Source organism: Rhodopirellula sp. SH410, from assembly GCF_055811895.1.
This window is the reverse complement of the sequence record NZ_CM147949.1, coordinates 5,734,057-5,748,712: the sequence shown is the minus strand read 5'-3', so window position 1 is coordinate 5,748,712 and position 14,656 is coordinate 5,734,057. Positions and strand designations below refer to the sequence as shown.

The 14,656-nt window shown below is 60.4% G+C and carries 11 protein-coding genes; 5 read left to right on the top strand and 6 right to left on the bottom strand.

The annotated features are described in order from the left end of the window. Positions 1 to 8 precede the first annotated feature (8 nt). Positions 9 to 1,181 (bottom strand): MraY family glycosyltransferase, encoded by a 1,173-nt coding sequence (locus SH410x_RS20895; protein WP_473670450.1) that lies wholly within the window; start codon positions 1,179 to 1,181, stop codon positions 9 to 11. Between the two features lie 338 nt (positions 1,182 to 1,519). Here SH410x_RS20895 and SH410x_RS20890 point away from each other — a divergent pair, with 338 nt between their 5' ends. Further along, positions 1,520 to 2,215, top strand: coding sequence for a DUF8091 domain-containing protein (locus SH410x_RS20890; RefSeq protein ID WP_473670449.1), 696 nt, complete (start codon positions 1,520 to 1,522; stop codon positions 2,213 to 2,215). 103 nt (positions 2,216 to 2,318) lie between these two features. Here SH410x_RS20890 and bshB1 read toward each other — a convergent pair whose 3' ends face one another. Beyond that, a complete protein-coding gene (gene bshB1, locus SH410x_RS20885; RefSeq protein WP_473670447.1) occupies positions 2,319 to 3,059 on the bottom strand; it encodes a bacillithiol biosynthesis deacetylase BshB1 in 741 nt (246 codons plus the stop codon). A 63-nt stretch (positions 3,060 to 3,122) separates the two neighbouring features. Beyond that, a complete protein-coding gene (locus SH410x_RS20880) occupies positions 3,123 to 4,856 on the bottom strand; it encodes an outer membrane protein assembly factor BamB family protein (RefSeq protein ID WP_473670445.1) in 1,734 nt (577 codons plus the stop codon). Between the two features lie 33 nt (positions 4,857 to 4,889). Here SH410x_RS20880 and SH410x_RS20875 point away from each other — a divergent pair, with 33 nt between their 5' ends. Continuing rightward, positions 4,890 to 5,798: a metallophosphoesterase gene (locus SH410x_RS20875; RefSeq protein ID WP_473670443.1), complete on the top strand. Its 909-nt coding sequence runs from the start codon at positions 4,890 to 4,892 to the stop codon at positions 5,796 to 5,798. A 9-nt stretch (positions 5,799 to 5,807) separates the two neighbouring features. On the opposite strand, the gene SH410x_RS20870 is transcribed toward SH410x_RS20875, so the two are convergent. From SH410x_RS20870 to SH410x_RS20860, 3 genes are all read right to left on the bottom strand, one after another. Further along, positions 5,808 to 6,935, bottom strand: a complete 1,128-nt coding sequence (locus SH410x_RS20870; protein WP_473670441.1) for a hypothetical protein — start codon at positions 6,933 to 6,935, stop codon at positions 5,808 to 5,810. A gap of 391 nt (positions 6,936 to 7,326) precedes the next feature. Further along, positions 7,327 to 10,329, bottom strand: a complete 3,003-nt coding sequence (locus SH410x_RS20865) for a hypothetical protein (RefSeq protein ID WP_473670438.1) — start codon at positions 10,327 to 10,329, stop codon at positions 7,327 to 7,329. Next, complete coding sequence (locus tag SH410x_RS20860) at positions 10,326 to 10,754, bottom strand: fluoride efflux transporter FluC (RefSeq protein WP_473670436.1); 429 nt, start codon at positions 10,752 to 10,754, stop codon at positions 10,326 to 10,328. Before SH410x_RS20860 ends, SH410x_RS20865 begins: the two co-directional genes overlap by 4 nt. 194 nt (positions 10,755 to 10,948) lie before the next feature. Here SH410x_RS20860 and ilvB point away from each other — a divergent pair, with 194 nt between their 5' ends. From ilvB to SH410x_RS20845, 3 genes are all read left to right on the top strand, one after another. Further along, positions 10,949 to 12,730: a biosynthetic-type acetolactate synthase large subunit gene (gene ilvB / locus SH410x_RS20855; RefSeq protein ID WP_473670434.1), complete on the top strand. Its 1,782-nt coding sequence runs from the start codon at positions 10,949 to 10,951 to the stop codon at positions 12,728 to 12,730. 123 nt (positions 12,731 to 12,853) lie between these two features. Continuing rightward, entirely contained in the window at positions 12,854 to 13,711 is an 858-nt protein-coding gene (gene accD / locus SH410x_RS20850; RefSeq protein ID WP_473677366.1) for an acetyl-CoA carboxylase, carboxyltransferase subunit beta, read from the top strand. A gap of 2 nt (positions 13,712 to 13,713) precedes the next feature. After that, positions 13,714 to 14,628 (top strand): serine/threonine protein kinase, encoded by a 915-nt coding sequence (locus SH410x_RS20845; protein WP_473670433.1) that lies wholly within the window; start codon positions 13,714 to 13,716, stop codon positions 14,626 to 14,628. Positions 14,629 to 14,656: the final 28 nt, after the last annotated feature.

Genomic DNA, 14,656 nt, shown 5'->3' with positions numbered 1-14,656 from the left:
CCTGCGACTCACGACTCCGACCGCCGACTGCGAGTCGATTCTAAAATCGCCAGGAGGGTTAACATGCAGCCGACAATCCCCAGCACCATGATCGCTTGCACGGTATCAACGTGTGTTAGCAAGACCGCTGACAAGCCACAGGTCGCGGTGATCAGATGGATCGTCGCGACTGCCGCGGTACGTGACAATCCGAGCTCGACGAGCCGGTGCGACAGGTGGCTGTGATCACCTTGAAACAGGCTGCGGCCTTCACGCATTCGAATCCACAAGACGGTCGTCATGTCATACAGCGGCACCGCCATCGCGCACAACGGCGCCAGCACGGCGTGGGGTCGGATTGAACCATCCGGTGCTGGCCCGCCCACAAACGTCGCCATCAACATCGAGACTGCAACAAGGAAGCCCACGAAGTAGCTGCCGCCGTCACCCATGAATATTTTTGCGGGCGGGCGATTGTGGAACAAGAATCCCACCAGCGACCCGGCCACGACCGCCAGCAATGCCGCGACGAGCAATTGCGGATGATGGGTATCTGGATCCGGTGTCGTCAACATCACGATCGCCATCGCGGCAGCAATGATCGCCGCGATGCCTCCGGAGAGCGCATCCATGTTGTCGAGCATATTGAACGAGTTGATCACCGCGACAATCCACAACACCGATAGCGTCTTGGTCAGCCACCCGGCTTGGAAATACGCCGTCAATTCGATCCCGAGACCAAGGACAACAGCGGCCGCCATGCCAAACTGCACCCCCAGCCGAATGATGACTGATAACCCTCGACGATCGTCCCACAGCCCCAACAACAGCAACACGGTGCCCGCGGCGAGCAGCCACAGCACCTCGGCAGCACGCGACCACACGCCGGCAGCATGCGTCGTCGCTGCCGACCAGAGCGTGCTCAGCGGCCCATCGGCCATTCGCTGCTGCCAGCCAGGATCGCCGGCAGCGTTCTGCAGCCACCACGCAGCCAAAATCGCTAAGCCGACCGTGCCCACAACGCCGAGATAAATCCCGATCCCACCACCCAGCGGCGTCGGCACGAGATGGCTACTGTGCCCGCCCGGTCGATCGAGTAGCCCCAGTGCCTGCGCAAAGCGTCGCACGGGAAAAAGAGCCAAGGCACTCATCACTCCCGCGATCCCAGCAACCGCCAACACAAGCACGACGGTAGCGGTCATAGGAACGAGGGGGTGATAGAGAGGGAGAGCGTGAGAGGGCAGGGTGCCAATGCGAAGGTTAGTTATACACAACTATTCCGAATCGATTTCAGCGATTCGCTGAAGGTGACCTTCGCCAGAGGGTGGAGCATGGAAGCCAACGTCAAAATCCACGCTCTGGCGAGCGTGGCTACTGCTCGTTCGGTTCGTCAATGTCAATCGCTTTGCTGCCGGTACGCAGACGCCGCCATATTGTTCGGTTAATGGGGCCGAGAGCAACAGGACTGGGCATTTCTCGTGGATTTTGGTAACTAACGTGTGACTGCCATTCGCCGCCCAAATCCCACCGTGATCCGACCTTGGAAACCTCCCTCCACCGCCAACTGAAATCTCATTACGCCGTGTCACCCGATCAGATTGAGGTAGCGATGGGTGCGTACCGGATTGATGTGGTCCGGGGCGAAGAACTCGTCGAGATCCAGTGTGCCTCTTTGTCGGCCATTCGGCGAAAAACACTTGACTTGCTCCAGCGGCACGATGTCCGCATCGTCAAACCGTCCATTGATCGCACCCGCATCTGTCGCCGCAACTGCCGGGGCGGCGACACCGTCTCACGCCGTTTGAGTCCGCGCCGCGGTCACCCCCACGAGCTCTTCGAAGAATTGATTTATTTGCGTGACGTTTTTCCGCATCCCCGGCTGACGGTGGAGATACCAATCATCAATGTCGACCAGCATCGTTGGGTTCGCAAATCTCAAAAGCGTCGACGCCGCGACCCGGGCTACGTGATCGAAGACACGGAACTGACCGAGGTCCATGGTTCGATTGAGTTGCATGAGCCTGCCGATCTATGGCGTTTGCTCCCCGTCGAAGTCGCTCCCCAGGGCACCCCGTTGGCGGATTTTGCCCGGGGCGATTTCAACACACAGGATCTGGCGACGGCCATCGATTGCCCGCGTTGGATTGCCCAGCGGGTGGCCTATGTGATGCGGCATTCGGGAGCGATCGAGCCCACCTCCCGCGACAAATCCGGCGTCCGCTACCGCGCCGCGTAAATGCCACGGAACCGCTCGCCCTTGTTCAGCGCTGCCGGGCCCGTGCTGGATGTTGAGGAAACCACCCGATATGCCGGAGACGTTTGCTCGGCATACAGGGCATCTAGATCAAGTCCCGCAGGCTGTTCATGGCGAGCGGTTCTTTGGTGTCGAAGGGTTCGCCGTAGTTGCGGTTAATCAAGCGGCCCCAGTGCTCGCCTTCATGGCGGATGCGATCGAGTTGTGTGGGAGGCGTTGTCGGGCGACCCGCGACCATTTGGCTGTCGTAGGCTCGCACGGCATCCATTTTGCGGTCCCACTGATCCGAGATGTCGACGATCCAACCGGGCTGGACAGCCAGACGCAAGTGGATGCAGAAGTAGTAGTACAAACGCTCGGGATGATGCCGCGGCCCCGGCATATCGGTCTTGCTTAATTTCGCGTGGAATCGGGCTGCTTCGGTTAGCAAGGTCGCTGCCAAGTGGTCCGGGTGGGCATCGTGATGGTAGGGGGCGAACAACCAGCGGGGGCGGAGACAGCGGACATAGCCAGCGATCCGCTCACGCGCCTCAAGGGTGTTTTCGAGCCCGCGATTGACCAGGCCGGCATTGCCACGCCACGTCAACTTCATCACGGCGGTCGCCGCGGCGGTTTCGCGAATTCGGGTTTCCATGCTGCCATGAGGGGTTGGCTCACCCGAGGTCAAATCCAAGACACCGACACGCATGCCTTGGTCAATCATTCGCATGATCGTGCCACCCATGCCGATTTCGGCATCGTCGGGATGCGGGGCAACGACGAGAAAATCGAGCGGCTCGAACTCGTCGGGGTTGGGGGGCTCACTCGGCAGTAGGGTGTTGCTCATGATGGATTGTCGATTTTAATGAAGGAAGGATCGAAAAATGAATGCCGGTCACCTCTTCTTCGCTCATTTCTCGCCAGGCGGAAGTTGCAAAGCTGGAAGTTGCAAAGCCAGGGCTTGGACGGAGTTCCGAATCAGGAGCACGTTCCCAACGAGACTGGGCACATTCCATGTCTTGTGATCGAGGGCCTCCAGGCGGACCAATTCGCGGTACTCGCTGGGGTCGGCCGCGACGAGCAGGACGTCGCCCATTTCCTCTTGCACGATCAACGTATCGCCCGCCAGGATGACTTGCCCCTGTCCCGATCGATTGCGGCGGGACTGTTCCCAGATCCGCGCTCCCGATTCCAAGTTGATCGCTTGGAGGGCTCCGTTACTGATCCCATAGGCGACACCGTCACGGATGACGGCATGATTGAACTTGGTTTTCATGATCCGGTTGGAACGCCACACGTCTTCGGCAACCAAGGCGTCACCGGATTCGGTCGGTTTGACTTCGATCAAGGCACTGCCGCCGCCGTATCCTTTGCCGACGAGAAACCGGTTCTCGCCCGCCGGCACAACGGATGCACAATTCGCGCCGCCGTTGCTCTGGCCGGCCCAATCGGTTTGCCAGAGTTCGGCCCCCGAGTCGATCGCATGACCGGTGATCGTATTCTCGTTGACGATCACAATCTGACGCTGTCCGGCCAGCGTGAGCAGTTGTGGAGAAGCGTAGCTGATCTGGTCCTCGCCCGCTGTCCAGCGCACCTCGCCGCTGTCGGCGTCGAAGGCAACGAGCGAGCGGGCGTCGACGCGATCGTTCCCGCCCAGGGGCACCACGCACAGGCCATCGACCAGCAGGGGCGAGGCGCTCCGCCCCCAGGTAATAGCGGATTCGGACTCCGTCTGATCCCACCCGGCCAGTTCCAGCAGATCGACCTGCCAGAGCACCTCGCCGCTGGCGAGATCGAGGCACCAAAGCATCCCGGTTGCGCCCTGCGCATAGACTCGGCCGTTCCAGATCGTCGGCGTCGATCGCGGTCCGGTCTCGCCGAGTGGATGTGTGTGCATCGCATCATGGTCGACGATCCACAACAGCTCACCATCGGTCAGGCGATAGGCGGTCACGCATTCACGATGCTCTCGCTGTTCAAGAGTCACCGCGATATTGTTTGAGAGGGCGAAAGATGACCAGCCCGCCCCGATGCCGATGTTCCAGAGCGTGTTGACTTCCGCCGCCGATGCGGGGATCGCGAACTCTCTCTGTTCAACGATTCCGTCGCGATGAGTCCCTAGGAATTGCCCCCACTCCGCCGGTGGACTGTTCTCGTTGAGCTTTCCATCGGCATCCGCGCTCGCGTCAGGCTCCCCTGCGACGGCGGTCCCGCGACTGGCGTTTGGCTCCGATGCGGGGTCGGGACCGGCCACCTCGGTTTGCAGATCGGGAACTTGGTGCGATGTGAATCGCCACTCGATCTGTGGGATCATCTCACCTGAGAGGGTGCGAACGCGAACCAATCCGAACAGCGTCAGTGCAACGGCGAGCGTAGAGATCGGCACCAGCCAGGCGTGTCCCGCTCTCCATGCAGCACGCTGCAAAAAAAACAGCGTCAGCCCCAGAGAGAGGGCTCCGATACCCACGCACAGTAAGAAGGCGATTTGATAGTCGAAATTCGGCGCAAAATATTGCACGATCGCAATCAGCACCCCACCCACGATGGCCGAGACGGCCGAGCGGCGTAAGAATGGGTTGTCGGCCGGGATGTCGTGAGTACCCTGCTGGTCCGAAACAGAATATCCGTCATTCGATTCGGTCATCTTTGTCACTGCTTCAATTTTTCAGGCGAGCGAATGTCTGTCGACCACGGCCCTCATGATAACAACTTGCCCAATATCGCGACATTGGTTCGACCTGGCAGTGATCGACGCGGCAGCGAATCAACCGCGCCCTGCACCACAGCATTTATCTCCGATTTACATCTGCTCAGTTCACGCTGCAGTTACGCCGACCATGAACTCGCCATTCGCCACGCCATTGAGGCCGCGGATGTCTGCGTGTGGGGTGGCGATCTATTTGACTTCTGTTGGTCGTGCGAGGGCGATGGTCCGACATCGCGTAAACTGGCCATCGATTGGCTCGATCGCTGGAGATGTGAATTTCCGATGAAGACATTCGTGTATCTCACTGGAAACCACGATGCTCAACCGGAATTTCAAGACGCCCTCTCGCAATGGGCGGGGCCCTCTGAAGGAATCGTTCCCTCTGGATGGGCAGCGGGAACCCCGCAAGGGCCATCCGATTCGCCGCCGCAGCACCAGCTGTCGATCCAGCCAGCGGCGGTTCACGTGGGGCTCGATGCGATCCGCATTGGCGACTGCTTGATGGTTCATGGAGACGTGATCGAAGGCGGTGGCGTGGATACTGGATTGGCGGCATATCGGTCGCGATGGCAACACGAGCGCACGGGAGTTGCTCGGCCTCCCGCGATCCGCAACAGCATGTACAACGTCGCCGTGAACGCGAGATTGCACCTGGCGACCGCTGGTGTGGCGCACCGGCGGAAGGATGTCTGTCTGCGACTACTCCGTTGGACGCGCAGTCAACCGGATTGGGTCAGCGACGGTGTGCGCCGCATCGTGTTCGGCCACACCCACCGCCGCCTGCGGGGCGTGCACATCGCAGGCTACGAGTTTTACAACGGCGGCGCCACGGTCAAACACGTCCCCTTCGCCCCCGTGATACTCCAGACACAGGTGTAGCGGCGATCGTCATGGTTTCTCTTGCACCGAGGGCATTTTGGGGGACGTCCAGTGGTCTGAATCGATCGCCAGATCTTCGACTTCTTGACCGCCAGCGGACTGGCGCAGCAGCAAATAGATGCCGCCCAGCATCGACCACAGCATCATCACGGCGATCGCAGAAGGTAGCAGCGTGAGGCAAAATAGCAGAGGCAGGTTTGTCGGCGTGAAGGACATGGCGAGACTGCGAGTGGCCAGAGACAATCCAACCCATCCCAACACGACCACCGAGGAGATCGCCAGGGCGACGATTGACAACAGGGCGAGCTGGGGCAGCCGCCGCAGCGTGTATTCGTAGCCGCGACTGAGGGCATCGATGGGGTCTGCATCCGGCTCGATCAGCGCCGCGGTCAGCCCCAGCGGAACTGCGAACTTGCCACCCAGGATCATCAGGCCGGCAATCAACGTTGCGGGCAAAACGATGGGTAGGCTCAACCAGGTCGCCCACGTCATCTGCTCGGATTCGCCGCCGAGGGCGACCGCCAGCCAGGTCACGCCCCAGGCAACCAGGGCAAAGAACGCCGCCACGGCAGTGGGCAGCAGCACGATCACCGCAGCACCTCGCAGACGCCCGCCGACGGCTCGAAACGTACTGATGTAGGACGGAATATCCCGTCCCGCGGTCAGGATCGCTCCCACACGCAGCAGCGCCATCATGGTCGGTAACCACAGCAAGATCGTCCACACCGCGATTTTCCAGTCCCGCGAAATATCGATCCGCGCCGCTAGGTTCCCGCCTGGTAGGGCAGCCCACGCATCGCTCAGCATCGTCGAGCTCACCTGCGGCAAACCAAAAATCGGCACGACGCCCGCCGTACCGAGCGAGCGCACCGGTTGATCCGACAGCCATGCGAGACCAAGCAGCCAGACCAGCGAAATGATCAACGCGTGAGTGATCCATACCGGCCCGCCCGCAACGCGGCAGACGCGGACCAAACGCAACCAAGGAAACACGTCGACCCACGTGTGGACCTTGTCGAACAAGCGTTTTTCGGGCCCGTATGCAGCAGGGCCGTATGCTGCAGGCCGCTGACGCCCCGGCGGATCCGATGGTGCGGAGGTGGTGGACGGTGCGGCGTCTGGGGAATCAGTGGTCATTAGTTTCGTAGGGATGCGCGGGGCTCACTGCGGGATAGGCTCGATGCTGCAATTGCCAGGTGCCGGAGGCACGCCAGCGTTCTGGCTGGACCGTCAGTTCCAGTTGCAGGCGAAAACATAGTCGCAAAGCGCCGCAGGGCAACGCGGTGGACTGTTTTCCGAAGCAATTCGGAACGAGCGGAAGAAAGATGGCTGATACGCTCTGCGGTCAGAGTTGTCGACGATCGAAGTGGGCGTCCCGCCCGCATGAGTCTCTGTCCGTGCTGGCTTCGCTCGTCCGCCGGTAAATCTTTGCAACGCCTTGGGGACACGAAAGCGGGGGAATCGGCAGGGCGGTCGCACCCGGCTCGCTACAGCCCGTTGCTGCCGCGACCCACAGAGCGGCTCTGCGTTACCGCGTGGGGTACCACTCGGAGGCCTTGGGCATGACATCCCATTGCGATTTCGGGTGAGAGTGGGCTGGGCGGATTTGAACTCGGCACACCGCTGCCGGGAGGCTCGAACGAGCAATTGCGATCTCGGCGAGCAGCGGCCCGGCAGCTGTGTCGGAGGCGGATGGGGCCGTTTCACTGGCCACTGCAGAATACCACACTGGCGAGATCGTCCCGATCGCGTCAACGCTGACGCGGCGAGCCCCGTCACGACTGATTTCGAATCGCAGGGCAGTGAAATAGTCACCGTCGCAGTCCAACGACAATCGCACGCGATCACTCTGGGCGGCTGAAACTGCGAAATACAGATAGTCCTCATCTGCCACACAGCGAGCCTCGTAGCCATTACCTGTCCAGCGATCGGCGGTGGTCCAACAGGCATCATCGTCGTGACCGTCGAGCAGCGGTCGGTCGGAGGTATGGGGTGGAACGTAGCGGGATGTCTTGCGGCCAGACTCGTCGCGGGTCCCCTGTGCATGCATGGCACCCTGTCCCGGCACCGGCGCGCCACCACTGCGATCTTGGGGGACGATCCCACGGGCGGCCATGACGACCGGGTGGTAATCCCAATTGATTCGCGCGGGCAAATTACCTGCCTTTTCATCCGTTCGTGACAGCGGCTCGGCTCCGGGAATCTCACCCAGGGGCGTGGCCAAGGAATTCCAGTTACGCGTGGCTTGCCACGGAATCGGTTTGCTTTCGGGCACCAGAATGACAGCCGGTGCGGTCCGCTGAGGTGACTGCATCGCCGACGTGTAGGCCGCGTTGTATCGCTGCGCGGGCGGTTCGATTTCCTCTTCGTAGGAGACCGGTGCAATTTGAAAGGGAGAGAGAGTCTGCCCATTTTCGGTGTGTCCCGCTGCGGCTACGGTCGTCCCGCTCGATTCAGTATCGCCGCCCAAATTTGCCGCGACGTTGCCGACCGACTTGGACGTTTTTCGTTGCCAGTCGGCAATCTGAACGGGCGAAGTCACGCTGCGACGTTCCACGCTAGAGGCCAGCGTTTCCACGTAGACTTCCGCCCATCGCCGCATCGCAGCGGGTTGGCCATGCTTGGAGATCAGTGACAGTAGCGATTCACGCACCTGCGGGACGTCATGTTCGGTGGTCATCGCGACGGCCATGGCATCCCACAACAATCGTGCGCGATCCTCGGGCGCGGTGACCGCGAGTAGTTGTTCAATTTTGTCGCTCAGGCGTGACTGCTCAGTAGGCGAGCGATGGGCGAGACCGAAGTTGAGCAGCTCGTCCTGCAGCCGTCGGGTTTGGTTCATCCGGGCGGTGGAAATCTGCAAACGGCGGTTTGAAGCGGTCAGGGTTTCGGCAACCCCGCGATTTTGTCCATCGGTCAATGCCAGACCAGCGGCGAGGGCCACGTCGCGGCGAACACTCCCCGATGCATCGTCGAGCGTCGCCATCTCAATCGCTGGCGGCGCTGACTGCTGTGGCGCCGCCAGCATCAGGGCGTCGGTCGCGAGGTCATTGGCGAGCACGCCGGGACCGCTCAGTAGGGCGTTGCCGCGAAGCACCGAGGCATGATTCCAGGCGCGTTGCCAACGCGGGTCGGCATCGTTTCGGTACCACGCCTTGTTCGATGCAGTGCTCGATTCATTGAAACCATGCGTTCGATCCGACCCCGCGGTTACCCGGCGGGTGAGGATCACCCGTTGGGGGCCACTCCAATCGGTTCCTGGGACCTGCTCGGATTGTGAAGCCGGGCGGGTGCGAGTCTGCTGGACCAACGCCCACCAGGCCCGCTGGGTTGCCGGGCTCAGACTCTCGTCGAGGACCACAACGGTAGGCCGATGCTCGGCCAGCCAATTCGTTCGCTGAGTATTGCTGGCGACACAGGCAACGTCGGAGACGCCCAGCATCGTCGCGGCGGCACGGCAGCGGTTGACGTCTTTCTCGGCGATGGGATCTGTTTTTCCAATCCCTGATTGTTCGGTATCGATCAAAATCGCCGTGCGACGGTTTTCGTGCAGTGATTCACGTCCGGCAAGCGACCACGGAACCGCTGCCGGTGACGCCGCGACGAACAGGACCGCGGTACCGCGGCCTTGGCCACGAACGGCCTCCCACGATGAGTTCGGTTGACTGCGACGCCAAATACGACCGTGCGAGGACACCGCGAATTGGTCGGTATCGCCCGGCACCGTGAGGTCGTTGACCGTGACGGGGCCCACCGGTGTCTCGATCGTCTGAGTTGGAACGGATGATTGGCCGCCGAGGGGGAGTCGATTTGCATCCCGCGACGAATCCGTCGTTCGGATATCTTCGACCCAGGTTTGCCCGCCGTCGTAACTGTAGAACTGATCCACGCCGCTGGCTTCGGACACGTCGCCAGTCGCCTCGAGCACGCCGGGGGCCAATTCACGTTGGGGCCGGTCCCGAGACGCTGTCACCGGACCTCCCATCCGCAATTTCTGTAGTCGAGGAAGTTCGTGAGCATCTCCCAGGACCCATGTCTGGCCGCCATCGCGACTGACCACACAGACGCCCCGGCTGATCCCCGTGACCGGCTCGTAGCCACCGCCCACGACAATCACATCGAGCGGCGAAGCCCACAACACATCGGTGAAATCGCAAAACGGGATCTGCGGTGGCTCCACGGAGCGGCGTGGGGAGCGACCAAAGGGCGTGTTATCAGCCGGCCCATCAAGATGAATGTGTTCCACCGCGTGCCAGGTTTCACCGCGATTATCGCTGCGGAGAATCGCACCGGCGTCTCCCACGGCAATGGCGACGCGGGGCCCCGACGGAGTGCGCTGAGGGGGCGAGATCGCGACCGCCCGCAAGCTGCTACTCTGGCGCAGCAGCGAGGGGGATATGTAGGCCGGCTGGAGCGAAATGCTGTCCAGGTCGAAACGGTCAATTTCGCCCGCTCCTGAGCTTGGAGCCCGGCTGGTGGCCAATACCGCCACCAGCAGCCATGTCAATGGATACGCTGTGAGCCGGGTCATGATAGCACCCCTCTGACCGAGGCGGCCCCCAGCAGAAATAGGGTGCATCCGCCGATCAGATTCACGCCGAGCATGGTCAGGCTCGCAGTCGCGCGTCCCTCGCCGCCGAGCACGGTGATATCCCCGATCAGAGTACTGAAAGTGGTCAGGCTGCCCAGGACACCCACCCGTATCGCGAGCAACATGCGCGGGCTCAGCGGTGTTTCACCTAGGCTGGCGAAGCTTTCAGACCATTGATAAATCAGTCCCAGCAGCAAACAACCCAATAAATTCGCCAGGGTGGTGGCGAAACCCGCCTCTCCGCCGACGAAGTGGCTAATTCCCGCAATAAAACGGTGTAGCGGCCCCTGCGTAAACAGAACGGTGAGTCCGTAGCGGCATAAAGCGCCCAGACTACCACCAATCGCGACAGCGAGCACGTTCATTGACCAACCCATCATGGACACTTCCCTGTTTTCACCATTGTCAGTTTGCTGCGGGGAATTTAACTTGAGGGGTTAAGAATCGGAAGTTTTTCCGCTCGGGGGCAAGGTCCATCTGCATCAAACTGCAGCAAAGTGGCTAGAATTGTTACCGCCGGTCCCCACACACACCCTTTTTGAACAGAAAGATACCGCTGATGAGTACTGCTTCGAGCACGTCACCCGCGCCCACGCAGCATGTGATGAACGGAGCCGATGTCCTGGTCAAATCGTTAGTCGACCATGGTGTCGAAGTACTGTTTGCCTACCCAGGTGGGTGCAGCATGCCGATGCACCAGGCACTGACTCGGTTTGGCGAATCGATTCGTACGATTCTGCCGCGACACGAGCAGGGCGGCGCCTTCGCCGCCCAAGGCTATGCCCGCAGCACCGGGAAGGTCGGCGTTGTGATGGCGACGAGCGGTCCCGGGGCGACGAACCTGGTCACGGCAATCGCTGACGCGAAACTCGACAGCATCCCGCTGGTGTGCATCACCGGCCAAGTGCCCGTCGCCTCGATTGGCAGCGATGCGTTTCAGGAAACGCCGATGGTCGAGATTTGTCGTGGCATCACGAAACATCACTATCTCGTGACGGATATCAAGGATTTGCCGCGGATTATGAAGGAGGCGTTCCATATCGCTGCGAGCGGCCGGCCTGGGCCCGTGCTCGTCGACATGCCCAAAGACGTGCAGTTGAGCGAGATGCCCGAGGATCTCGATCCGCCCATGAATTTGCCGGGTTACGACGCTTCCACGCCCACAGTGCCCCCCGAAACGATTCGTCAGATCGCGGCCGCCATCAAAATGGCCCGGCGACCGGTGATCTATTCCGGCGGCGGTATCATTCTTGGCGAAGCGACTGAAGAATTGCGGACCCTGATCAGTAAAACCGGTATCCCAACGGTCACCACGCTGATGGGGCTCGGTTCGGTGGAACCCGATAATCCACATTCCCTCGATTGGTTGGGCATGCACGGGGCGGCCTACGCAAATTACGCCGTCAAGGATTGCGATCTGTTGATCGCCTTGGGGGTGCGTTTCGACGACCGCGTCACCGGCAAGGTAGAGGCGTTCGCCAAGGGGGCTAAGATCATCCACGTCGATATCGACGCATCGGAACTGAATAAGAACAAGACTGCTCATATTCCCGTGCGGGGTGATGTCAAACAGGTTTTGACGGAACTGAACCGGATCGTGCAGAAGCCCGATATTGCTGATTGGCAGCGGCACTGCGGCGAATTGAAGGCGAAATACCCACTCAAGTACGACACTGAGTTTGACGGCATTCTCCAGCAGCACGCGATCTCCACGTTGAGCGATCTCACCGCCCAACGGGAAACCTACATCACCGTTGGCGTTGGCCAGCACCAGATGTGGGCGGCTCAGTTCTATAAATTCCGCCAACCGCGGACTTGGATGAGCAGCAGCGGACTGGGCACGATGGGCTTTGGTTTGCCTGCGGCGATGGGTGTGCAAGCGGCTCATCCTGGGGCCTTGGTCGTCGACATCGACGGCGACGGCAGTTTCCAGATGAACATTCAGGAACTCGCCACGTGTTTCTGCGAAGAACTGCCGGTCAAGGTGCTCTTGCTCAATAACCAGCACCTCGGCATGGTGGTGCAGTGGGAAGATCGCTTCATGGAGCGTAATCGTGCCCACACCTACCTGGGGCCGATTCATCACGATGAAGCCAAGGGCAAGAGTTCGGCCGATCGTTACGAATATGCGAGCGACCGGTACCCGAATTTCGTGCAGATCGCCAAGGGCTACGGTTGCGGTGCCGCGACGGTCAAGCGTAAAGCGGATTTGGAGGATGCCATGCGAGAAATGATCGACTCCAAGGGTCCGTTCCTGCTCGACGTCGAGGTTCCGTATCAAGAACACGTCTTGCCAATGATCCCCGGCGGCGCGACCGTCGACGATATGATCTTGGCTTGAGACGAGCCCTTCCGACACTTTTTCTCGAACTTTCGAGCTGACTATCCCGTGGATACAACCGTTCCTACTGATTCGGCTGGCGCGTCGCCGAACACGGCCGCCAAAACGCTGTCAAACTCGCCCGTGGCTCCTGAAGCGTCGGCGGCGACCGATGTGGCTGGCGCGGGTAAGTCGGCGCCTCGGCGTCGTGGCGTGCCGGAAGGATTGTGGCTGAAGTGCGACGGTTGTGGTGCATCGCTGTACCGCAAAGAGGTCCAGCAACAGCTCAATGTCTGCCCGAAATGCAATCACCATTTCTATGTCAGCGCATTCGAACGGATCGCTCAGGTGCTCGACGAGGGCACGTTTGAGCCCATGAACGAGCACCTGCGTCCGTGCGATCCGCTCGAATTCAAAGACCGCCGCCCCTACGCCGAGCGTCTTGTCGGCGAACAGAAGCGGACCGGTTTGAGTGACGCCGCGGTGACGGGCACCGGCATGATCCGGGCCCGCCGTGTCGCGTTCGCTGTCACCGACAGTGCGTTCATCATGGGGAGCATGGGGAGTGTCGTGGGCGAGCGTTTGACGCGATTGATCGAGCACGCCACCGAACAAAACATCGCTCTGATTATTATCAGTGCCAGTGGCGGTGGTGCCCGCATGCACGAGGGGATCCTGTCGCTGATGCAAATGGCCAAGGTCTCCGCGGCATTGGCCCGGTATCACGAAGCCGGTGGTTTGTTCATCAGCGTATTGACCAACCCAACCATGGGCGGCGTCGCGGCCAGTTTCGCGTCGCTGGGCGATCTGATCTTCGCCGAACCCAAGGCCATGATCGGGTTTGCCGGGCCGCGGACAATCAAGGCAACCATTGGTATTGAGCTGCCCGAAGGGTTCCAGTCCAGCGAGTTCCTGCTCGAACACGGTTATATCGACCGCATCGTGCCGCGACGAAATCTCAAGACCGAGATCGCCAGCGCCATCGACTACTGCGGGAAATAGCCGTGAGCCTGCTCGATTCCCTCAAGGGCATGTTTTCCGGTGGCAGTGCGTCACTGAAGAAAATTGATGTCGACGCGCGTTTTGCCCGTTCGCGCACCGCCGCAACGGGCACGATGAGCAATTTCTTTGTCGCCTACGATCTCCAACGCAAAGAGGATGTCGGTGTCAAAATTCTCGACATCGAGAAATTTGAGCTCTTCGAATCTCGTTTCAAGGGCTTGAAAAAGCCCTCTGAAGGCGAGATCGCGATGCAAATGCAGCACGAATTGATCGCGAAAACGTACGAGCACGGCATCACGACCAAGGGCCAGCGGATCCTCGTGATGGAATACATTCGCGGCCCGAGTATGCAGGACGTCATCGTCCGGAAGCGGCTCGAATTGATCGACGGGGTACAGTTGATGTTGATGCGTGAGATGGCCCAAGCGTTGTCGTACGTGCACCGCAGCGGGTTCATTCACCGGGATATCTGCCCCCGAAACTTTATTTGCACATTGCCAGCCGAGGACCAAAAAGTCGTGTCGGGCATCAAGCTCATCGACTTCGGCCTGACCGTTCCCGCGACCCCGCCCTTCATGACACCGGGCAACCGCACCGGCACACCGCTGTACATGTCACCTGAGATTGTTCGTCGCCGTCATACGGACGGACGGGTCGATATCTTCTCGCTCGGAGTGACATTTTACTGTCTGTTGACGTTTTCTCACCCCTGGCAGGGGGAAATTGTGACCGGCCGGGCGGCTCTGCAGCACGATTCGACCGAGCCCACCGATCTGCTCGAGCGGCGTCCTGACGTCGACCCCCGATTGGCCCGTTTGATCATGAAAATGATCGAACCGAACGTGGATAAGCGGTTAAAATCGATTGACGAATTTCTGAAACAGAGCGAAAAAATCGACTCTGCGTTCGTCAAGTAGCGGCAGTCTAGACGGATTCCATGAGTTT